Origin of the sequence: Terrabacter sp. GCM10028922 (genome assembly GCF_042666095.1) — a bacterium.
In the GTDB taxonomy this organism is placed as follows: Bacteria; Actinomycetota; Actinomycetes; order Actinomycetales; family Dermatophilaceae; genus Terrabacter.
The window spans coordinates 358658-378538 of the sequence record NZ_JBHTFG010000032.1; the positions used below are offsets into that span (position 1 = coordinate 358658).

A 19881-nucleotide genomic window follows, 5' to 3' on the forward strand; every position below is an offset into this window, starting at 1 on the left:
GAGCCCTTGTGGACCTGTTCCCCGTCAAGTCGACGTTCGCCCCGGACGACGTCGTCGAGCTCGTCGCCCGGTCGCTGCCCACAGGTCGGCTCGTCGTGTCGCGGGGTGGGAGCGTCGTCGTCGACGAGCCCTTCGACGGCGACGACCACGTCGTGCTCGGTTGCTTCCCGGCCGGCGGGTATGCCGTGACCCTCGATCCGCACGACGGCTCAGGGCCGTACGGCGCACCGCTGGCCGCGACTGCCTTCGACGTCCTCGCGAGCCCGCGGCAGAGGCCGCGCTACGGCTTCGTCTCTGAGTTCGGCCCGGAGCGCGACGACGTCACCGAGACGCTCGACTCGCTGCGTCGGCTGCACGTCAACGTCGTCCAGTTCTACGACTGGGCCTACGAGCACGCCGAGCTCGTCGCCCCGGACGACTCGGAGTTCGTCGACGCCTGCGGACGTCTGCTCTCGCAGGGCACGGCACGCCGGCTCATCGAGGGCTGCCGTCACATCGGGGCGCTCTCGATGGGCTACGCCGCGGTCTACGGCGTCGGCCACGAGTACGCGAAAGCTCATCCCGACGAGCTGCTCTACCACCGCGACGGGTCGCCCTGGGCGCTCGCGGACCTTCTCGAGATCGGCAACCTCGCAGAGGGCAACGCGTGGCGGGCGCACATCATCCGCGAATTCGTCGACGCCGTGAGCTCGCTCGGGTTCGACGGCCTGCACCTCGACACGTACGGGTCACCCAAGCTGGCCTGGGACGTGGAGGGCCGGGTCGTCGACATCGCCGCGGTCTTCCCGGGGTTCCTGGGCGACGTACGAGAGGCACTGCCCGAGGCGACTCTCTTCTTCAACAACGTCAACGACTACCCGACGTGGACCAGTGCGAGTGCACCGCTCGACTCCACGTACATCGAGGTGTGGGACCCCCACACCGACTACGCGCACCTCCGGGCCCTGGTGCTGGGCGCCCTGGGGCGCACGCCCGGCCGCCCGGTCGTGCTCGCGGCCTACCTCACCGCCTTCGGCGTGGCTGACGACGAAGCGGCCCGATGGTCGGCCCGGCTCGCGCTGTCGACGGCCTTCGCGCACGGCGCCCACTACCTGCTCGTCGGCGAGAACGGCGGGGTGCTGACCCACCCGTACTACCCGAACTTCGCCAGGCCGGGCCGCGAGAGCCGTGAGGTGCTTCGGCGGTGGTTCGACTTCGCCGTCGCGCAGGGTGACCTGCTGTACGCGGCCGACTCGGTCGACGTGACCCACTCGCACTTCTCCAGCAGCGAGAACGACGACCTCGCCGTCACTGCGACGGTGCCCGTGTCGCCCGACCCTGCCCCCGGCTCCGTCTGGGTGACGATGAAGCGCGTACCGGGCGCCAGCACGATCCACCTCGTCGACCTCACGGCCCAGGACAGCCCGGTGTGGAACGTGCCGAAGACCCCGGGGACCCTGGCCGAGGGGGTGACGGTGCGGCTGCGCACCGATGCTGCGACGGCATACGTCGGCAGCCCGGAGGCGGGACCTCACCTGCGGGAGGTTACGGGTGTCCGCGAGGGTGACCACCTCGTCGTGGAGGTCCCGCCCTTCACAGCGTGGTGCCTCGTGCACGTGCCCGACAGCGACTGACCGGGAGCCGTCGAGCAGCTGTGGAACGGCGAAGGGCCCGGTCGGAGACCGGGCCCTTCGCGAATGGAGCAGGCGGCACGAATTGCACGTACGTCTTCCTTCTGGAAGAAGGCTGTTCTGCTACTGAACTACGCCTGCGGGCGCGCCCAACCGTAGCAACGCCGGGTGTCGACGTCCAAACCGCGCGCCGGCGCGCCGAGAAGCCCAGTGGCTCAGCCCGCGTCCGGCACGTCGAGGGGCAGTCCCGCCCACCACCCCACCGAGCGTGCGGCCATCCAGTCCTCGAGACCCACGACGACCAGGCCCGGATAGTTTCCGGAGTCGTCCGCGAGGAAGTGCTCGCCGGCAATCGGTTCGTGCTCCAGTCCGAGGAACTGCACGCGGACACCGTCGTCCTCGTCGTTGCTCGTCACGATGCCGGGATGGTTCTCCTCCAGCACACGGCCTGCGGCGACCAGCGCGTCATCAGCCACGTTCGAGGCATCAGCGCGTCCCACGTACAGCACTCGTGTTCCGACAGGATCGGACTGCGTGAGGGGACGCATGTCGCACTCCTTCATGGTCGCCCCCGAGCGCGAAGTGAACGTTGGTTACGTACCCAGCCGGGGCCGTTCGCATCCTCCTGTCCGACCCCTGGCGCACGGACAGCGCCGACCCCGGGAGGGTGGGATCGGCGCCGTCCGTGCTTCCCGGGTGACAGCAGGCCCGGGAAGCCGCAGCGGGGTCAGTACATCTGGATGACCGGTTGGTCAGCAGGCTTGGGTCAGAGACCCAGGAGACGGTTCAGCAGGTTCGCCAGTCCGTTGACGCCGTTGCCGTCGAGCAGGCCGGCGATCGCGCACAGCAGGTTGCCCAAGAGGTTTCCGGGACCCGGCTGAGCCGTGATGTTCAGCACCACCTGGTTGAGGTCGATGACCAGACCCAGGAGATCGAGGTGCAGCGGCCCGAGCACCAGGTTCAGGATGTCGCAGGAGCCCGCCGTCGTCGCGCTCTGGACCGTCGTCGTGATCGTCTGGCTGACGGGGATGACGGTTCCGGTCAATGTCGTCAGGGTGCCCGTGAGGAGCCCGGTGACAGCCAGCTGGCCGTTCTGGTTGCTGAAGCCGGTCGGCGCGAACGAGCCCACGAAGGTGCCGATGCCCGGGATCACCTGGTTGATCGTCGAGGACGCGGTCGTCCGCGGAGTGCTCGCAGCGACGGCTGCCGACGGAGTGGCTGACGGGGCGGCCGACGCGGCCGAAGCGGGGACGAGGCCCAAGGCGACGGTCGTGGTCAGGGCGGCGCCGGTGGCGCACAACCGAGTCGAGAGCTTCATGACGTGTCACTCCTTCATCTGGGTGCCGGCCTCGTGGGCCGGGGGTCACCACTGAAGAGTCCGCAACCGCCGTGGCATGACGCGAGTCACAGCACCCAGTACGGCTCGTCGCCGGTCCGGCGCGTTCCCTGTGAGCAGGGGACCCCGCCTGCGCGCCCGACTCCGCCCGTGGGCCGCCGCGTCATGGCGACCCTGCCAAGGCGTCCGCCGGCGCGTGCCTCAGGGACCCAGCACCCCACGGTGCGTCATGTCGTAGGCCGCGAGCACCTCGAGCAGCAGCTCAGAGGCGGTCTCGATGACCGCGAGGTGGTCCTCAGGCGGCGTTTCGCGCAGGATGTCCAGCTCGAGCTCGTGATGAATCCGGCAGACGTCCAGCAGGCTCACGCCGGCAGCGAACGCATCCCGGCCCTGTTCGTAGCCTGCGGATCTGGCGGCCTCGTCTCTACGAGGGAGGAATCGAAGCATGACGATGCGATAGTCCTGCGTGAATGCCCCTACCGCGGAGGTGTCCCCTGTATCCGTCATGTCGCCTCACCGCGTTCTCTCGGTGCGTTGCGAGGAGTGTCGGCGTCACGGGCGAGCATCTCGAGGCCCTCATCGAGGTCGAGGGCCGTGGGCACGTCGCCCGTTCCTATCCCGAGCCGCACCATCGTGAAGGCCACCTCGGGCTGGATGCCGACCAGGACGGTCTGTGCCCCGCGGAGCCTGGCCATCTCGGCGATGCGCCGCAGCGTCAGGGCGGCGAACGAGTCGATGACGTCCAGGGCGGCGACGTCGATGATGACGCCGCGTGACCGGTGCTCACCGATCTGGCTCACCAGATCGCGTTCGAAGCGGACCAACTCTGTGTCGTTGAGGGCTGTGTGCACCGATGCGAGCAGGTTCGATCCCTGCCGCATGATGGACACCAGAGCTGGTCCGCCGTTCACGAGCTGGTGCCGCCCTCCTTTCGGGTCACGCTGTAGCCAAGCAGTCGTTCTGCCTCTTCGAGACCGCCCTGCAGGTCGCCGATCGTGTTCATCTTGCTGAGGTCCACACCGATGGTGACCAGCGTCTGGGCGATCTTTGGTGACAGTCCCGTGATGATGACGCTCGCACCCATGAGGCGTGACGCGTCGACAGTCTGTACGAGGTGGTTCGCCACCGTCTGGTCGACGTCCGGAGAGCCCGTGATGTCTATCACGACGACCTTGGCGCGATGCCTGCGGATGCCGGAGAGCAGCTGCTCGGTGAGCTGGCGAGCCCGCTCACCGTCGAGGACGCCGATGATCGGCAGGATGAGGAGTCGCTCGCGCACCGGGAGGACGGGCGTCGAGAGCTCGCGGATCGCGTCCTGCTGCTGCCGGATGACGCGCTCGCGTTCGTCGACGAAGCTGACGGCGACGGTGTTCGCGATGCGGTTGGCGGCGGGCTCGTACGCGTCGAGCACCTCGTTGAGCAGGCCGAAGTCGCGCTGGTACTTCTCGAACAGCGACCTGGCCAGCACGTCGCGCAGGAGCAGGACGATGCCGACGACCTCGTTCGTCTCGACGCCACGAGGGATGATCCGCTCGGAGAGGTCTCGGGCGTAGTGCTGGAGGGCCTCGACACTGCCGGTTTCGAGCACCTCGACGTAGTTGTCGTAGACCGAGGTCGTCTCGGCGGCCATCTCCTGGGGGGTCATCGCATTCAACAGATGGGCCTGTTGGATGCGTTGGGCCCACTCCTCGCGCAGTCGGGTGCGGTGCTCTCTCAGGTGCGCGACGAGCTGCGAGAGCAGGTGTTCGCCCTCCCCGGCCGCAGGCCTTTCCGGTTCCTTCTGCTGGTCAGTCATCGTCGGTGTTCCTCTCCCATTTGGTCATGGTCACTGTGGTGCCGTGGCCGGGTTCGCTCACGATCGCGAACTCGTCCATGAGCCGGCGCACGCCGGGAAGTCCCAACCCGAGCCCGCCGTAGGTGCTGTAACCGTCGGACATGGCCTTCTCGACATCGCGGATCCCCGGCCCCGCATCGCGCGCGACGACCTGGATCCCGCGGCGCGGTGACTCGAGAAGCTCGACGACTACCTCCCCGGAACTGGCGAAGCGGACGATGTTCCGGCACACCTCCGAGACGGCTGTGGCAATCACCGTCAGGTCGGTGGGGCCGAACTTCAGTCGGGACGCCACGTCACGGGCGGCCCCTCGTGCCGCGACGATGTCGGAGTCGGCCGCGATCGTGATGCGGAGCGAGTCCTCTCGCTGCTGGCCGCGTTCGAGGAGCGGCTGACTGAGGCGCGCGCAGTCCTCGCACTCGAGCAGGTGCTGCGCGGCGCGGACCTCACGCTGGCGCCGGTGATCTCCGCTGCTCAGGGCGATGAGCACCGGCCGGCACCGGTCGGTCGGCGGCTCGACATTATGCAGGGCCAGCAGGTACTCCACACGCAGCCGTGCCCGTGTGCGGTTCAGCTGGGCGGCGATGGCCCCGGCCGTGCTGCCGGTGCTCTGGGCCAGCGTCTTCGTGTCCGTCCCTGCCACCTCGTGGTCCAGCAGGGTGCGCCGTTCGCGTTCGTCGAGGCGGCTCAGCGCGCGTGCCATCGCCGACTGCTCCTCGTCGAGGACCAGCTGCGCCTCGGGAGTGTCCGGCTCGCTCAGGTCGATGACGCGGTGCTGGTTGCGACGTTTGCGGTCCTCGTCGCGCCACATCGTGGCCACGACGTTGCGCGCCGTGACGATGGCGTACGGCTCGAGCATCCCGGGCTCGATCGAGTCGGAAGCGGCCAGGACCCGGGTCAGGGTCTCCTGCACGAGATCGTCCGCCGCCGGGTGCGAGCCGACCCGCGCGCCGACGATGCGGCGAACCATGGGGATCAGGTCTGCGACGTCCGCGGACGCGTGACCAGTGCCCTCGTCGCCGCGCTCGGCTGCGCTCACGGCGTCAACGTACCCACTGCCGCATCGCTCCACGTCATGTTCGCGCCCCGAGGACGTCGTCAATGGTGAAGGACCCGCTATGTGGGGTCGTCGTCGGAAGGATCGGACATGTCCGTGCTCGCTCTCGCAACACCGGTGCTCGGGCTGCTGCTGATGCTCCTCCTGCAACAGCTCGAGGCGTGGTTGGACGGGGCCCCGACTCCGAAGCCGCGACGAGCAGGTGCCATCCTCGCGGTCCCTACGACCCGGCCCTCGACCCAGCGCGCGCCCGCGTTGCGCGACGGCCGATCCAGTCCGCCGGCCGCGGTGTCCGCGCCGTCGGAACGCCCCAGCCCGTTCATGAGGGCGGCCGGCACGTGCTCACGTCACCATGGTGTGAGCGCCCTCCTGCCGACCTCGATGGCTTCCGTGCCGTTCAACGTCGCCAGGTGGTGCGCCACCGCGGGCAGGATCAGGAGCGGGAGTCGCGTGCCGGCCACGCGCCGTCGCCGCCTACCGCCTCAAAGCGTCAACGGCTCCGAGATCGGCGCGCGGCCGGGTCAGGCGACAGAACTCTGAGAGACGCCCGGCTCAGAGTGGTTGCCCGGGCTCGCCGTCGTCGACGCTCCCTCGCCATGCACCCGTCGCTGCGCCACGGTCCTCGATGAACCTCTTGAACTCCTCGGCGGACTTGTCGACCTGCCGCTGGTCGACGTTGAGTCCTGCCCCGACGTTCTCGACAACGCCTTCGGGATCCCAGCCGAGCTCGATGTCGACCCGGGTGGAGTCCGGCCCGAGCGGTTCGAACGCCACGCGGCCTCGGTGGCCACCCGTGTCACCTCCGGTGCTCGCCCAGGCGATCACCTCGTCGGGCGTCTGCTCGGTGATCTCCGCGTCGAACTCACGCGTCACGCCCCCGACCTTGACGACCCAGTGCGTGTGGGTGTCGTCCTGCTGGGTCACCGACTCGACGCCGTCCATGAACTCCGGGAAGGACTCGAACTGGGTCCACTGGTTGTAAGCGGTGCTGATGGGGACGTCCACGTCCACGCTCTGGTGCACACTGCTCATGGCTTGCCCTCCTCTTTGCGCCGCACACTCGCTCAGGTCGCGAGAAGAAGAATGCGGTCGACAGGTCGGGGAACCCATACCCATTTGCCCGATGGCGCCCGGTAGCCGGTCGTGATGGCGCCAGGGACGCTCTCGCGTTTGGCGCTCACGGGCGTTCGTGGGGCAGTGGCGGCGCCCCGGCCAGCGGACACCCCCTCCACGAGATGCCCGCCGACCGAGACGCCGATGGCACCGTACCCACGATGCTCTGGTCGCGCAGGCGTATGGCGCACTTGTCCCGGCCGTCGGCCACGGCCAGGAAGAGCTTGGGGTGTCGCTGGACCGACCCTTCGGCGCGGTGTCGCCCGCTAGCCGTGGTGGTCGTGGCGGCTCGCTGCCGAGCCCGACGTCATGAGGCGGTCCTCGAACCACTGCATGGACAGCAACAGCGCGAAGCCGACGAGGGGGGCGCTGAGGGTCAGTGCGATCATCGCGAGATCTTTCGTGTCTTCGTGGGTCTGGTCGGTTCAGATGCACCCGCCCCCGCGGATGTTTCTACTCCTGTGCGGACGTCTACGTACCCGGTTCGTGTCACATCCCCACTCAGCGGGGGCACCCAACGGGTGACCGAGGGCCTCCCTCGAGATGCGCTCCACAAAAGGGGCCGAACCCCCTCGAAGTGGTACTCCCAGTCCTACGCTGGATGGTGACGCGCCGCGTGAGTTTACGCAGGGGCTGTGCGGTTCGGGGACCGCTCACTGTTGCCGTCTCGCGTCGGGTGACCTCCGGAACCGATCCGGCGTCGACTGGGTTCGGCATGACTGATGAAAGGCGCCTCATGACATCTTCACTTGACCGTCGCGGCTTCCTGGAAGCGGCTGCGGCTACCGGACTGGGCATCGCGATCAGCGGCAGCATCGAGGTGCTCGCCGGATCCGGCAGTGCCCTCGCGGCCCCGCGCTCGTCCGAGGGTTACGGACCGCTCGTACCTGACCCGAACGGCCTGCTGTCGCTGCCGGAAGGGTTCTCGTACCGCATCGTGTCCCAGACCGGTGTGACACCGACGGCCGACGGGGTCCCCACTGCGAGCGACCCCGACGGCAACGGCGTGTTCGCTCGAGGCACGGGCTCCACGATCGTCAACAACCACGAGATCTCCGGCCTCAGCACGGGCAGCGAGAAGTTCGGCGTCCCGACCCTGGCCGGCATCACGTACGACCCGGGCGCGCGGGGTGGCACGTCCAACATCGAGGTGGACGCCGAGGGTGTCCGCATCCGCGAGTATGCGAGCGTCGCCGGCACGCACACCAACTGCGCAGGCGGGGAGACCCCGTGGGGCACATGGCTGACGTGCGAGGAGAGCGAGCAGCGCAAGGGCGGCCGGTTCCTCAAGGACCACGGTTACGTGTTCGAGGTCGACCCGACCAGCCAGGAGGCCAACATCGGCAAGAGCCCGGTGCCGTTGACGTTCCTGGGCCGCTTCGCCCACGAGGCCGTGTCGGTCGACCCGGCGACGCACGTCATCTACGAGACCGAGGACGCCGCCACCCCCAGCGGCCTGTACTACCGGTGGACCCCACCTGCCGGCTTCTCGGGTGCCAAGGACGCGCTGCGCGAGCTCGCCCTCTCAGAGGGAGGGAACACGGCCGGACAGCTCGAGGCGATGAGCTGCTACAGCGGCAGCACGCACATCCCCGACCTGTCGCTGGCGACGCACCCCGGCACCCGCTACAAGGTCGTGTGGAAGCAGGTGCCCGACAGGGACGCCCGAGTCACCTCCGTGCGCAAGCAGTTCGCCGACCACGAGATCACCCGCAGCCGCAAGCTCGAAGGGGCATGGTGGGGCGACGGCGGCGCCTACTTCGTCGCCAGCTTCGCCCGCGTCAGCGACGGCAGCAGCGCCAACGACCACGACGGCCAGGTGTGGTTCTACGACCCTGCGAGTGAAGCTGTCACCCTGACGACGATCTTCGCCGTGAACCCTGACCCGAACGTGGACTCGGACAGCTACGACGGACCCGACAACATGACGCTCTCGCCGTACGGCGGCATCATCCTCGCCGAGGACGGGGGAGGCATCCAGCACCTCGTCGGGGTCACCGACCAGGGCAAGTCCTACCCGCTGGCTCGCAACGACCGCAACACCAGCGAGTTCGCAGGCCCGGCATTCAGTGCCGACGGTTCGGTCCTGTTCGTCGGCATCCAGTCGCCCGGCCACGTCTTCGCGATCACGGGCCCCTGGGCCCGGCCGAGCAACGCGCAGGTCTGACCGCATCCCGACGAGGGCAAAGCACAACGAAGCCGCAGGCCCGGATCGTGGTCCGGACCTGCGGCTGCGTGGTGGAGCGAGCGACGGGAATCGAACCCGCGTATCCAGCTTGGGAAGTGCCTTGGTGGCGATCTTCTGGGCCGTTGCATGCTCGTTGTGGCATCCGGCTCTGGCCGTTCGCGACCGCGTTCGGCCAGAGCGTTGGGCACGAATTGGGCACACAGTCGGGGTGGCCAGGGAGAGCCACCGAACCGATAGCGGAGCAGGCCAGCATGCCGGAGTGGCCGGGTCAAGGGTGGCCGCAGGCCATCGCGTCAGCGACGCCGAAGGCGCCCTTGACGCGGTCCGCAGGCGTGCGGACAGTGGAGCGTCGGGTCGGCGGCTCGGAGGCAACGTTTCCCGCTCAGAGGGTCTCGAAGAAGTCCTCGTCCAGGCGGAGCAGGGTCGTTACGTACCCCGGCTGCACACCGACGCGATGCTTGAGCATGAGCTCTGCGAGGCGGATCCCGTCGATAGGGATGATCCGAACTCCGACCCGGTCTGCGTAGGTCAGCGCATCCTTGGTGAAGGCGCAAGTGGCAATGAATACGCCGCGGTCGGCCTGCTGGCCCTGAAGGGCTCCCACGAAGGCCTGCATCGCGGGTCGTCCGATGGTGCGGTCACGCGAGTAGCGCTTTGCCTGCACATAGATCCTGTCGAGTCCGAGCGGGTCTTGGCTGATGACGCCATCGATGCCGGCGTCACCGGACTCCGCCGTCGACTCGATCTGACCGGAGGCGCCATAGCCCATTGCCCCGAGAAGTCGGAGGACGAGCTGCTCGAACGCTATGGGCGTCAGGTCCATGACGCGCTCGAGGAGCTCGCCTGCCAGTGCCCCGTGGACGGTGGCGACCATTTGCGAGATGACTTCCTGGGGCGTATCGGCGTCCGCGCCCTCGTCCTCGATGTCGTGCAGTGCAGCAGGGTTGTCACCTGGCGCCGGCTTGGGCTTGCGTCTGCTGCGTTGCCTGAAGTCGCGGAACTCCTCGAACTGCTCGAGGTCCGAGTTGGAGATCGGGCCTTGGACGCTATCCAGGAGTTGGCGTCCTCGCTCGGTAACTTCCGCGTATGCCCTACGCGGTCGCTTGATCACCCCGGCCTGGACCAGGTACGTAACCGCCCAGCCGACCCGGTTCACCACGACGGACTGACCACTGTCGATGGTGGCGACCATGTCATCCTCGCCGATCTGCATGCGTTGGGCGACGAGGTCGACGAGGGAGCGAAAGGCGAGGGGGCCCTTGTCGGCGAGCACCTCGAGCGTCGGGCGCATCATCTGTTCGTAGCTCGGGACGGTCACGGTCGAGGACCTCCTTGTCGGCAGGGACTCCCGCGAGCCTATCGACGGAGATAGGCGGCGCGGGGTGCGGTGGGGTGCGCGTAGGCGCGCCAGCGCCGGAGCGCGGGGTCCCCATCGCGGGGCCCCGCGCTTCTTCGCGCCGGAGGCGCGCTTGAGCCAGTGAAGAAACTCCTCACGCGCCCGATGTGAGGAGTTGGCCCCGAGGTCGGTCCAGCCTCCCGCGGATCCGGCCCCGCGGAATCCGGGCAAATGCACCGCAATGTGGGTGGCGCTGGGTAGCATCGCGAACCATGAATGCAGGGGAGGCCATCGTTGACCAGGTCCAGCCAGTACTGCGCTGGGCCGGCGGCAAGCGGTGGCTGGTTTCTCACCTGCGCACCCTGACCCAGGGGATCGACGTTGGGGCCTACCACGAGCCCTTCCTCGGAGGGGCGTCGGTGTTCTTGGGCCTAAACCCTAAGCGCGCGTTCCTCGCAGACTTGAACGCGGAGCTGATCGAGACCTACGAGTGCATCAGGCAAAAGCCGCGGGAAATCTCAGACCGGCTGCAGGAATATGAGAACACGGCAGAAAGCTACTATGGTGCCAGAGATGAAAAGCCCGACGATGCAGTTGGTCGAGCCGCAAGGTTTATCTTCCTTAACCATCACTCGTTCAATGGCATCTATCGAGTAAACCTGCAAGGCGTGTACAACGTGCCATTCGGCCGAAGGGCTCGCCCGAACATGCCTGGTGAAGACGAATTGGTCGCATTCTCGAGGCGACTCGAGGCCGCAAGCCTGTCCAGTGGGGACTTCTTTGAGACACTCGAAAACGTCAAGGCTGGCGACCTGGTATTCGTGGACCCGCCTTACACGGTGGCGCACAACAACAACGGCTTTGTTAAATACAACCAAAAACTGTTCTCGTTTGAGGACCAGCACAGACTTAGTGAGTATCTAGATGGTGTCAGAGACTTGGGGGCCCACTACATCATGACCAACGCTGCGCACGAATCCATCGCCCTTCTCTTCGAGAAGGGCGATCGGCGCATCGAGACCAGCCGGCGGAACTCGGTTGGTGGGGCAACCTCAGCTCGTGGTTCGGCAACGGAATACCTCTTCACGAACATCCGGTCTGATGGTTGATGTCATCCCGCTTGGCGGCATGCTGCGGGATCACATGCTGCCTGCGAAGAGCATCCCGGCCGAAACTCGGCGCCGCCTCGCCTCGCACGAGTTCAAAAATGTCCTACCGACTGCGATCGGGGCGCTTGAGGATGATGGCTGGGTGGTGAGCGATCGCCTGAAGCGCAGCGTGAAGATGCGTCGTCCGAAGAAGCATGATGTCGCATTCGAGGACAGGGTATGGGCCGCCTTTGCCAAGCTCCAGTTTACATTTTTGAACAAGGATCGAACCTTCAGGCTGCAGTACGGATCTGGCCCCAAGGAATCTAAGCAGATCGACGTTTTTGCTGCAGACGACGAAGTGGTTTTGGTTGTCGAATGCAAGTCGACAGAGTCGGTGAAGTCGAGCGCGTTCAAGAATGAGGTCGAGATGATTCAAGGCACTCGTGCCGGCCTCATTCGTCGGATCAAGGACGAGTTTCCATCGCACAAGATAAAGTTCATCTTGGCGACAAACAACTTCAGCGTCGGGCCGTCCACGCTCGAACGATTAGCTGATGCCGATATCGTGTTGATGGACGAAGATGCCATTAACTACTACATCGATCTCGCAGAACACCTCGGCAAGGCCGCCCGATACCAATTGCTGGGCGCTCTCTTCGCTGGACAACGGATCCCAGGCCTTGAGTCTGAGGTGGCGGCCATTCAGGGCAAAATGGGAGGCTATACCTATTACTCGTTCGCGATCGAGCCTTCGCGCCTGCTCAAGTCGGCCTACGTTCTCCACCGAAACAAGGCCAACAGCAGCCTTATGCCGACGTATCAAAGATTGATCAAGAAGAGTCGTCTGAAGAAGGTCTCCCAGTTCGTCGAGTCGGGCGGATTCTTTCCCAACTCCATCATCCTCAACATCGACACTGGTCGACGACCCCTGCAGTTCGATCGAGCGTCTCGAAGTGAGGGCACGGCTCGCTTTGGTGTCCTGCATCTCCCGCAGACGTATCGCGCCGCCTATGTCATCGATGGGCAACACCGGCTTTACGGTTATGCCGATTCGGCGAGGGCATCGACCGATCTCATCCCTGTCGTTGCTTTTGAGAATTTGCCCCGGTCGGAGCAGGTTCGGTTGTTTATGCAGATCAATGAGAATCAGCAGGCCGTGCCAAAGAACTTGCGGAATACTCTCAATGCGGATCTCCTCTGGGAGTCCGACGATCTTCGCGAGAGCAATCGAGCCCTCAAGCTTCGTGCGGCGCAACACCTGGGCGAAGCGAAGAGCTCGGCACTCTATGGCAGGGTGATCATTGGCGAGAATCAGCGAACTGCTCTTCGGTGCATTACCATCGACGCGGTCAGCAATGGCTTGGAGCGCGGATCATTCTTGGGTTCGTTCACAAAGTCTGCCGTCAAGGAACCAGGGACGTTCTACCGCGGAGACAATGACGCCACATTCGAGCCGCTTGTGCGCTATCTCGAATTGGCGCTGGACTACATGCGCGATGGCCTGGAGTCGCAGTGGAATTTGGGAAGTGCTGAAGGCGGCTTTGTATTCATCAACAACGGCATCGAGGCACTCATTCGAGTGTTCAGCGACATTGTGACACATCTCGAGTCATCGTCTGGGATCCTGGCGAGGACCATGGCTCCATCGAAGGTGTTCGAAGATTGCGTTTACTACCTCGACCCTTTGGTGGCACACCTAGCCTCGCGCACCCCCGAGCAAGCCTACGAATACCGACGGCTATACGGAAGTGGTGGCGCAACGCGTTATTGGCGCCGGCTTCAAATGGCTATCCGAGACTCGCGTCCCGAGTTCAGCCCGGCTGGTCTGGATGAGTTTTTGGCGGACGAAGCCAAAGCGTTTAATCTTGAATCGTTCGAGATGATCCGCGAACTTGAACTATTCATGAATAAAGACATTCGCATCCGCTTGCAGGATGAATTTGGCTCGAAGTGGCTCAAAGGCGGCGTTCCGAGAAAAGTCTATGAGGCGGCGGCAGTATTGGCCGTTCAGAAGAACATGGATCTCGAGGACGAGGAGGAAGTTGAGCCGTGGGATTGCCTCCATTTGATCGACTACTACACCATTCTCACGCAGAACTTTGACCTCTGGCAACGCCATTTCGAGAAGACGTATACAAGGCCGGGCACGGAGAATGACAAGGGCGGCTGGAAGGGCCGCGTCTCCTGGATCCAAGAGTTGAACCGGATACGGAACGAAAATGCCCACACCTACAGCGTTAAGGAGGAGGAGTACGACTTCCTCGTATCCCTAACGACATGGCTGATTAAGGGGCAGAGCGAGAACGACCTGTAAAGGGTCTCGCTGCGTCGGTAGGGAGCCAACTAGAGGAGGTCACGGCCGTCATGTGCCCGGATGGTGGGTGAGGTTCCGTCCTCCCCCGCATCGAGAACGCGGGTAGCGTACGCGGGATCTGCAAGCGTGGGCACCAGGTCTAGCGCCGTCCATTTGACTTCGCGGGCTTCGGCGGTTGAATCGACGGGCGGTGACGTGATGGTGCACCGGAATACCAGGGCCACGATTCCCCGTGCCATGTTCTTGTAGACACCCGTGAGGGGCCCGACTTCAATCTCGGCGCCGGTCTCTTCGCGGACCTCGCGACGTAGGCCGTCCTCGATCGTCTCGTCGAGTTCGAGGACGCCGCCTGGTGGCTCCCACTTGCCGTTGTCGCGGCGCTTGATGAGCAGGACGTTTTTGCCGCCATGGTCAAAGATCGCGGCGGCGACACTGACCGAGTGCCGCGGCGTCCCTGTCATGTTGTGTGGGTCCATCTGCCAAAGTGTAGGTATTACAGACGTCTGGAGGAGTGATCATGCTGGAGCTCGGCGAGGTCGACAAGGCCTCGGACACTCCTGCCTTCAAGCAGATCGCAAGCGGGCTCCGGGAGGCCATTGCTTCTGGTCGGATCCCACCGGGGGAAAAGGTGCCCTCCGAGTCGCAGTTGATGGAACGCTTCGGCGTCGCGCGGATGACTGTTCGCCAGGCATTGGGTGAGTTGCGGGCTGAGGGCCTGCTGGTTGCAGAGCATGGGCGTGGCGTCTTCGTTCGCCAGCGGCCTGTGGTGCGTCGAGTAGCGTCTGATCGATTCGCGCGAAGGCATCGCGAAGCTGGGCAGGCAGCGTTCATCGCTGAGGCCGAGGGCGTGGGCGCGCCAGCTGTAGACGAGCTCGAGGTTGGGTCGGAGGTGCCAACGGCCGACGTTCGCGAGGCGCTCTCGCTGCCTGCGCGGGCTCGGGTGGTGGCCCGCCATAGGCGCTACCTGCTGGACGGCCAGCCGGTCGAGCTCGCGTCGTCATACGTGCCGGCGTCAATCGCCAAGGGCACACAGATTGAGCAGACCGACACTGGGCCCGGTGGGATCTACGCGCGAATTGAGGAGGCCGGCCACGCTTTGGCCGAGTTCGCCGAAGAGGTCGCCGCGCGGATGCCGACCCCGGAGGAGCGGCGCCGCCTGCGTCTTCCCGGGGGTACGCCCGTACTCACCGTGCGCCGGATCGCTTTTGACAGCAACGGTTTGCCAGTGGAACTGACGGACACCGTCAAGGCAGCTCCGAGCTACGTCCTGGAGTACCGGTTCCCGGCGATCTGACCAGATCCCTTGCGACTTGTCTAGAGGAGTGCTTCACTGTCTCTCACTAGGGCAACTGCTCTAGGTGACTAGATAAGAGGACATTTCATGGCGATGCAGAAGCGGTTCCGGGTCGGTCACGGGGACGTGTTCCCGAAGGGCGCGTTCATCAAGGGCGAGGTCGAGAAGGTGATCGACTTCGACAAGTCCACGCAGGAGAACCGGGTTCAGGCGGTGGACCTGAACAAGGCGGGTGAGGGGACGGGGCTGCCGCTGTGGCAGGTCATCGTTCTCGATGCGGACGAGGAGGCGGGCAAGAAGGACACCGCCGTCACGGTCAAGATCGCGGCGAAGCACCAGCCGGTGCCGCCGGAGAACAAGACGCCGTTCCCGTGGACGATGGTCGAGTTCGTCGGGCTGACGGCGCTGCCGTACGTCGAGTACACGGGCAGCAAGGACAAGGACGGCCACGACCGCACCCGGATCGTGTGGTCGTTCCGGGCTGAGGGCATGGTCGCCCCCGGTCAGTCGGCGAGTCAGTCGGCGGGGTCGTCTGCTTCGAAGGGCGCGGCCTGATGGACCGGGTTCCCGCTCACATGTGGGCGGTGGTCTGGGGTGTGGTGGTGTGGACGTGGCGGCATTTGCGCTGGACGGTCCTCGTCGCCGCGGTGGCGTTCGGGACCCGGCTGCTCCCGGATGGTCAGCCTGCCGCGATCCGCACGCTGGTCCTCGGCTGGTGGGTCCCGGCGGTGGTCGCGTCGGTGTGGTCCCACTGGTTGCCGGCCTCGTACGGGCGGCTGGTGGCGGGTCCGGCGGATCGGGTGTCGTGGGTGGTGTGGGCGCGTCGCCGTTGGCCGCATCTGGCCCGGGAGTGTGGCCTGTCGGTGCACCGCGATCGGCGTCCCTCGGTGGTGGACCAGGTCGTGGCCGAGGTCGGCAAGAAGCCCGCACCGCCGGCCCGGAAGGTGTGGGTGCACCCGCGGCTCTGCTCGGTCACCGCGAAGGGGGTGACGCTCACGATCACGGTCCGGGCCCGGACGGGGCAGACGGTCGACGACCTCGAGCACGCCGCCCCGGCCCTCGCCGCCGCCGCATCGGCCCGCTCGTTCCGGTTCCGGGCCCTGTCGCCCTCGACCGGCGAGTACCTGCTGGTCATGGCCGACCGCCTCGGCACCACCCGCGACGCGACCGCACCCACCTCGAGCAGCGCCGACGTGCGGGTCCCCGTGCAGGTCGATGCGGTCCCGGTGGGTCGACGCCAGGACGGCACCCCGTGGGTCCTGCCGGTCACGGGCAGGCACACCCTCGTCGTGGGCTGTTCCGGCTCCGGGAAGGGTTCGGTTTTCTGGGGCGTCTGCGGCGGCCTGGCCCCTGCCGTCTCCGCCGGGCTGGTCCGGCTCTGGGGTGTCGACCTGAAGCGCGGGGTCGAGGTCGGGATGGGTCGAGGCCTGTTCGCTGAGGTCGCGACCACGCCCGGGCAGGCGGTCGAGGTCCTGTCCCGGCTGCTCGCGGTGGTCGATGAGCGCGGCCGCCGGATGGCGGGGGTTTCCCGGCTGCACCAGCCCAGCACGGTGGACCCGTTGCACGTGCTCGCGATCGATGAGCTCGCGGTTCTGACCGCCTACGCCGACCCGGAGATCCGGAAGGAGGCTGGGCGGCTGCTGGCGGAGGTTCTCACCCAGGGCCGGGCCCTCGGCGTCGTCGTGCTGGCGTGCGTGCAGGACCCCCGCAAGGAGGTCATCGGCCTGCGGGGCCTGTTCACCCAAACCATCGCCCTGCGGCTGCGCTCCGCGGACGAGACCCGGATGGTCCTCGGCGACGGGACCGCCGGCACCGCCCCCGCACACCGCATCTCACCCTCGGCACCCGGCACGGCGTGGGTCATCGAGGAAGACGGCAGCGCCGACCGGGTCCGGGCCGACTTCTGGCCCGACACCCTCGTCCGCGACGTCGCCGCCCGGCACCGCGCACCCGGCCCGGCCAGTGCATGGACCGAGGAGGCGCAGCCGGTCGACCTCGGCCACGTCGACGCCACCCCGTACGTGCCCGGCGCACCCGAGAACTCGGGCGACCCCGTCGAACCGGCGCAGTCGGGTGGAGATCCCCGGGCCCATCGTCCGCGATCACCGCGCAAGCCTCGGCAGCCGCGCGACAGGACGTCCGTGTCCTCGTCGGCGACGTCGGCTGGTGGCTCGTCCGAGGTGGGCGGTGACGCAGCATGAGCCAGCCTCCTCGCTCTGAGCAGCCGTGGGGTCGTCCCCGCCCGTGGGTCGACCGCACCGGAGGGCCCACCCTCGCGCAGCTCGACATGGACCGCTGGCACGACGACGGACTCTGCCGCACCGGGCCCGCCGACTGGTGGCTCTCCGACGAACCCGCCGACACCACCCGCGGCATCGAGGTCTGCCACGACTGCCCCGTCCGACGGCTCTGCCTCGCCTCCGCCCTCGTCTTCGGCGACCAGTGGACCATCTACGGTGGCACCACCCCACCCCAGCGCCGCGCCCTGACCCGGCGACTGCGCCGCGGTGAGACCCTCGGCGCCGTCCTCGCCGACACGCTCAACGACACCAACGCCGACACCGATGACGCCGCCCTCCGCTCCTCGCATGCGCGCACGGACGTCGGTGAGGTCGCATGACCGCCCTGTCCCGCTCCGCTCGGTGGGCCGCCCTGGAGGCCGTGTGGTGCGAGGCCGCGATGGCTGCAGCTCGACGTCCACTCGGTGGAGTGCCGTGGCAGTCGCTCGGGTCCTGCGGCGCCCGCACCGACCTGCCGTGGATCGGCGAGCCCGAGGAGATCGGCCCGTGGGATGCCGAGTCGATGCGCTCGGTGTGTCGGGCCTGCCCCGTCCTCGCCGAGTGTGCCGCGTACGTCCAGGACGCCGACGTGTGCGCGGGTTGGTGGGCCGGCACCCACCGCGACCCGGCGTACGTCGAGCCCGCCCGGCCAGGCTGGGTCCCCGTCCAGACCCGCCGCGCCGGCCGCGCCCACGTGGGCTCAGGCGTGGACGCACAGCAGGGACTGCTGCCACTGCCGCTTGCCGCTCCCGGCACCCTCGGCGGTGACGCCGCATGACGTCCCGAACCATCGGCCGGACCATCGGTGTGCCGTCTCTGAGCCCGGGCTCGTTCCCCGGGTTCGGGGAGGACGCCCCGCTGGACCTGCACGGCCTGACCGATGCCGGGGCTGCCGCCCTGGTGCGCCGGTTCCGCGACCGGACCATGGGCGCGTTCACCGACGCCGCCGCCTCGGTGCACTACTGCACCCGGCCCATCCAGTTGGCCGGCTCGAGCCAGACCGTCGACACCCGAACCGGCGAGATCCTCTCCTCGTACTCCTCGACCGACGCCCCGCTCGGCGTGACGCTCGTGCCGTGCGGCAACCGCCGCGCCTCCGAGTGCCCGGCCTGCGCCCGCACCTACGCCCGCGACACGTTCGAGCTGATCCGGGCCGGGGCCGTCGGCGGCAAGACCGTCCCCGACACGGTGGCGGTCAACCCGATGCTGTTCGTGACCCTGACCGCGCCGTCGTTCGGCCACGTGCACCGCGCACCGAAACCCGGCCAGCCGGTGGTCCGGTGCCGCCCCCGCGACACCGCGAAGGTGTGTGAGCACGGCCGCCCGATTGGATGCATGGCCTCGCACGATGCATCGGATGCGCTGGTGGGGCAGCCGATCTGCCCGGACTGCTACGACTACCAGGGCCACGTCGTGTGGCAGTGGTGGGCCCCGGAACTGTGGCGCCGGTTCACCATCGCCCTTAGTCGTCGTCTGGCTCGCGCGCTTGGGGTCACCGAGACCAGGAGGCGACCAACCAAGCGCCGCCCGATCCCTCCACCCGCGCTGTGCGACGTGGCGTCCGTGCAGTACGCCAAGGTCGCCGAGTACCAGACCCGCGGCCTGATCCACTTCCATGGCCTGATCCGCCTCGACGGCCCCAAGACCCCCAACGGGTTCGCGCCCGCCACGGAGTCGGTGCCCGTGCAGCTGCTCGCCGCGCTCGTCGAAGAAGCCGCCGCGTCCGTCACCCACACCGCGCCCTCGCCCGTTCCCGGCTCCCGGGACCGGGTGCTGCGATTCGGCCAGCAGCTCGACGTGCGCGTGGTCCGGTCCGCCCACCGTCCCGACGACGAGGAGGCGCACGGGCTGGCCGGGGAGGACGTCGAGCGCGTCGCCGGCTACCTTGCGAAGTACGCCACCAAAGCCGTCAGCGACACCACCGACCGGCAGGGCGGGCACGGCGCCACGTGGAATGCCCACTACGGGCGCCTCCGTGCCGAGTGCCGTCGCCTCGCCGCCCACTCCGAACTCCGCGCCAGGGAGGCCCGCGAGTCCGGGAACCATGACTACGTCGACCCGTACGTGCTGATCGGCAAGTGGGCCCACATGCTCGGGTTCCGGGGCCACTTCTCGTCCAAGTCCCGCCGCTACAGCGTGACCCTCGGCAGGCTCCGCCGCGCCCGTCGCCGCTGGCAGGCCCTCGCCGCCGAGTCCGCCCGCACCGGGGAACCCGTCGACACGGCCGACCTCGAGCGGCGCTTGATGAGCGAGGACGAGGACGAAACGACTCTCGTCATCGGGGACTGGTCGTACGTCGGCACCGGTTGGCAGAACTCCGGAGAGGCGGCCCTCGCGGATGCAGCCGCTGCTCGCGCACGCGAGTACGCCCAATGGCGAGCCGAGCACAAGCACCGAAGCCAAAACCACTGAGAGACAGGGAGAATCAG

Annotated in this window: 20 protein-coding genes and 1 tRNA gene; 10 read left to right on the forward strand and 11 right to left on the reverse strand. The window is 67.2% G+C overall.

What is annotated here, in order from left to right:
* Nucleotides 1–8: 8 nt before the first annotated feature.
* Nucleotides 9–1613: a glycoside hydrolase family 66 protein gene (locus ACFQU3_RS22000; RefSeq protein ID WP_385913797.1), complete on the forward strand. Its 1605-nt coding sequence runs from the start codon at nt 9–11 to the stop codon at nt 1611–1613.
* Nucleotides 1614–1677: 64 nt separating this feature from the next.
* Here ACFQU3_RS22000 and ACFQU3_RS22005 read toward each other — a convergent pair.
* The 9 genes from ACFQU3_RS22005 to ACFQU3_RS22045 all read right to left on the reverse strand — a co-directional run bounded on the left by ACFQU3_RS22005 (nt 1678) and on the right by ACFQU3_RS22045 (nt 7339).
* A tRNA-Gly gene (locus ACFQU3_RS22005) sits at nt 1678–1751 on the reverse strand.
* Nucleotides 1752–1825: 74 nt separating this feature from the next.
* The gene (locus tag ACFQU3_RS22010) at nt 1826–2086 is read right to left on the reverse strand and encodes a hypothetical protein (protein WP_385913799.1); all 261 of its coding nucleotides are present in this window, start codon (nt 2084–2086) and stop codon (nt 1826–1828) included.
* Nucleotides 2087–2376: 290 nt separating this feature from the next.
* On the reverse strand, nt 2377–2928 hold the full coding sequence (locus ACFQU3_RS22015) for an ABC transporter substrate-binding protein (protein WP_385913801.1): 552 nt from the start codon (nt 2926–2928) through the stop codon (nt 2377–2379).
* A 219-nt stretch (nt 2929–3147) separates the two neighbouring features.
* Complete coding sequence (locus ACFQU3_RS22020) at nt 3148–3453, reverse strand: phosphatase RsbU N-terminal domain-containing protein (RefSeq protein WP_385913803.1); 306 nt, start codon at nt 3451–3453, stop codon at nt 3148–3150.
* Nucleotides 3450–3827, reverse strand: coding sequence for an STAS domain-containing protein (locus tag ACFQU3_RS22025; RefSeq protein ID WP_385913805.1), 378 nt, complete (start codon nt 3825–3827; stop codon nt 3450–3452). Before ACFQU3_RS22025 ends, ACFQU3_RS22020 begins: the two co-directional genes overlap by 4 nt.
* Before the next feature lie 26 nt (nt 3828–3853).
* A complete protein-coding gene (locus tag ACFQU3_RS22030) occupies nt 3854–4741 on the reverse strand; it encodes an STAS domain-containing protein (protein ID WP_385913807.1) in 888 nt (295 codons plus the stop codon).
* Nucleotides 4734–5819 carry a sigma-70 family RNA polymerase sigma factor gene (locus tag ACFQU3_RS22035; RefSeq protein WP_385913808.1) on the reverse strand — a complete coding sequence of 362 codons (1086 nt, stop codon included), beginning with the start codon at nt 5817–5819 and terminating at the stop codon, nt 4734–4736. Before ACFQU3_RS22035 ends, ACFQU3_RS22030 begins: the two co-directional genes overlap by 8 nt.
* Nucleotides 5820–6389: 570 nt before the next feature.
* Nucleotides 6390–6869, reverse strand: coding sequence for an SRPBCC family protein (locus tag ACFQU3_RS22040; RefSeq protein ID WP_385913810.1), 480 nt, complete (start codon nt 6867–6869; stop codon nt 6390–6392).
* A 347-nt stretch (nt 6870–7216) separates the two neighbouring features.
* Nucleotides 7217–7339, reverse strand: a complete 123-nt coding sequence (locus tag ACFQU3_RS22045; RefSeq protein WP_385913812.1) for a hypothetical protein — start codon at nt 7337–7339, stop codon at nt 7217–7219.
* 347 nt (nt 7340–7686) lie between these two features.
* Here ACFQU3_RS22045 and ACFQU3_RS22050 point away from each other — a divergent pair, with 347 nt between their 5' ends.
* A complete protein-coding gene (locus tag ACFQU3_RS22050) occupies nt 7687–9117 on the forward strand; it encodes an alkaline phosphatase PhoX (protein WP_385913814.1) in 1431 nt (476 codons plus the stop codon).
* A gap of 403 nt (nt 9118–9520) precedes the next feature.
* Here the strand turns inward: ACFQU3_RS22050 and ACFQU3_RS22055 are convergent, their stop codons facing one another.
* A complete protein-coding gene (locus ACFQU3_RS22055; protein WP_385913816.1) occupies nt 9521–10456 on the reverse strand; it encodes a restriction endonuclease in 936 nt (311 codons plus the stop codon).
* A gap of 290 nt (nt 10457–10746) precedes the next feature.
* Here ACFQU3_RS22055 and ACFQU3_RS22060 point away from each other — a divergent pair, with 290 nt between their 5' ends.
* Together ACFQU3_RS22060 and ACFQU3_RS22065 are read left to right on the forward strand one after the other, a co-directional pair.
* Nucleotides 10747–11583 (forward strand): DNA adenine methylase, encoded by an 837-nt coding sequence (locus tag ACFQU3_RS22060; RefSeq protein WP_385913818.1) that lies wholly within the window; start codon nt 10747–10749, stop codon nt 11581–11583.
* On the forward strand, nt 11576–13879 hold the full coding sequence (locus tag ACFQU3_RS22065; RefSeq protein ID WP_385913820.1) for a DGQHR domain-containing protein: 2304 nt from the start codon (nt 11576–11578) through the stop codon (nt 13877–13879). The genes ACFQU3_RS22060 and ACFQU3_RS22065 overlap by 8 nt, the downstream gene beginning before the upstream one ends.
* Nucleotides 13880–13908: 29 nt before the next feature.
* On the opposite strand, the gene ACFQU3_RS22070 is transcribed toward ACFQU3_RS22065, so the two are convergent.
* Complete coding sequence (locus ACFQU3_RS22070; protein ID WP_385913822.1) at nt 13909–14355, reverse strand: NUDIX hydrolase; 447 nt, start codon at nt 14353–14355, stop codon at nt 13909–13911.
* Nucleotides 14356–14396: 41 nt separating this feature from the next.
* Between ACFQU3_RS22070 and ACFQU3_RS22075 the strand changes: the two genes are divergently transcribed.
* The 6 genes from ACFQU3_RS22075 to ACFQU3_RS22100 all read left to right on the forward strand — a co-directional run bounded on the left by ACFQU3_RS22075 (nt 14397) and on the right by ACFQU3_RS22100 (nt 19864).
* The gene (locus ACFQU3_RS22075; protein ID WP_385913824.1) at nt 14397–15173 is read left to right on the forward strand and encodes a GntR family transcriptional regulator; all 777 of its coding nucleotides are present in this window, start codon (nt 14397–14399) and stop codon (nt 15171–15173) included.
* Between the two features lie 87 nt (nt 15174–15260).
* Entirely contained in the window at nt 15261–15728 is a 468-nt protein-coding gene (locus ACFQU3_RS22080) for a plasmid replication, integration and excision activator (protein ID WP_385913825.1), read from the forward strand.
* A complete protein-coding gene (locus ACFQU3_RS22085) occupies nt 15728–17374 on the forward strand; it encodes an FtsK/SpoIIIE domain-containing protein (RefSeq protein ID WP_385913827.1) in 1647 nt (548 codons plus the stop codon). The genes ACFQU3_RS22080 and ACFQU3_RS22085 overlap by 1 nt, the downstream gene beginning before the upstream one ends.
* Complete coding sequence (locus ACFQU3_RS22090; RefSeq protein ID WP_385913829.1) at nt 17371–17793, forward strand: WhiB family transcriptional regulator; 423 nt, start codon at nt 17371–17373, stop codon at nt 17791–17793. Before ACFQU3_RS22085 ends, ACFQU3_RS22090 begins: the two co-directional genes overlap by 4 nt.
* Nucleotides 17790–18230 (forward strand): WhiB family transcriptional regulator, encoded by a 441-nt coding sequence (locus ACFQU3_RS22095; protein WP_385913831.1) that lies wholly within the window; start codon nt 17790–17792, stop codon nt 18228–18230. Before ACFQU3_RS22090 ends, ACFQU3_RS22095 begins: the two co-directional genes overlap by 4 nt.
* On the forward strand, nt 18227–19864 hold the full coding sequence (locus ACFQU3_RS22100) for a replication initiator (RefSeq protein ID WP_385913833.1): 1638 nt from the start codon (nt 18227–18229) through the stop codon (nt 19862–19864). The genes ACFQU3_RS22095 and ACFQU3_RS22100 overlap by 4 nt, the downstream gene beginning before the upstream one ends.
* Nucleotides 19865–19881: the final 17 nt, after the last annotated feature.

What these genes read in the sequence shown, in the direction of transcription:
- ACFQU3_RS22015 (WP_385913801.1), bottom strand. Translation starts at nt 2,928, where the DNA reads ATGAAGCTCTCGACTCGGTTGTGCGCCACCGGCGCCGCCCTGACCACG.
- ACFQU3_RS22045 (WP_385913812.1), bottom strand. Translation starts at nt 7,339, where the DNA reads ATGATCGCACTGACCCTCAGCGCCCCCCTCGTCGGCTTCGCGCTGTTG.
- ACFQU3_RS22040 (WP_385913810.1), bottom strand. Translation starts at nt 6,869, where the DNA reads ATGAGCAGTGTGCACCAGAGCGTGGACGTGGACGTCCCCATCAGCACC.
- ACFQU3_RS22090 (WP_385913829.1), top strand. Translation starts at nt 17,371, where the DNA reads ATGAGCCAGCCTCCTCGCTCTGAGCAGCCGTGGGGTCGTCCCCGCCCG.
- ACFQU3_RS22050 (WP_385913814.1), top strand. Translation starts at nt 7,687, where the DNA reads ATGACATCTTCACTTGACCGTCGCGGCTTCCTGGAAGCGGCTGCGGCT.
- ACFQU3_RS22075 (WP_385913824.1), top strand. Translation starts at nt 14,397, where the DNA reads ATGCTGGAGCTCGGCGAGGTCGACAAGGCCTCGGACACTCCTGCCTTC.
- ACFQU3_RS22080 (WP_385913825.1), top strand. Translation starts at nt 15,261, where the DNA reads ATGGCGATGCAGAAGCGGTTCCGGGTCGGTCACGGGGACGTGTTCCCG.
- ACFQU3_RS22095 (WP_385913831.1), top strand. Translation starts at nt 17,790, where the DNA reads ATGACCGCCCTGTCCCGCTCCGCTCGGTGGGCCGCCCTGGAGGCCGTG.
- ACFQU3_RS22020 (WP_385913803.1), bottom strand. Translation starts at nt 3,453, where the DNA reads ATGACGGATACAGGGGACACCTCCGCGGTAGGGGCATTCACGCAGGAC.
- ACFQU3_RS22025 (WP_385913805.1), bottom strand. Translation starts at nt 3,827, where the DNA reads ATGCGGCAGGGATCGAACCTGCTCGCATCGGTGCACACAGCCCTCAAC.
- ACFQU3_RS22085 (WP_385913827.1), top strand. Translation starts at nt 15,728, where the DNA reads ATGGACCGGGTTCCCGCTCACATGTGGGCGGTGGTCTGGGGTGTGGTG.
- ACFQU3_RS22030 (WP_385913807.1), bottom strand. Translation starts at nt 4,741, where the DNA reads ATGACTGACCAGCAGAAGGAACCGGAAAGGCCTGCGGCCGGGGAGGGC.
- ACFQU3_RS22065 (WP_385913820.1), top strand. Translation starts at nt 11,576, where the DNA reads ATGGTTGATGTCATCCCGCTTGGCGGCATGCTGCGGGATCACATGCTG.
- ACFQU3_RS22060 (WP_385913818.1), top strand. Translation starts at nt 10,747, where the DNA reads ATGAATGCAGGGGAGGCCATCGTTGACCAGGTCCAGCCAGTACTGCGC.
- ACFQU3_RS22070 (WP_385913822.1), bottom strand. Translation starts at nt 14,355, where the DNA reads ATGGACCCACACAACATGACAGGGACGCCGCGGCACTCGGTCAGTGTC.
- ACFQU3_RS22100 (WP_385913833.1), top strand. Translation starts at nt 18,227, where the DNA reads ATGACGTCCCGAACCATCGGCCGGACCATCGGTGTGCCGTCTCTGAGC.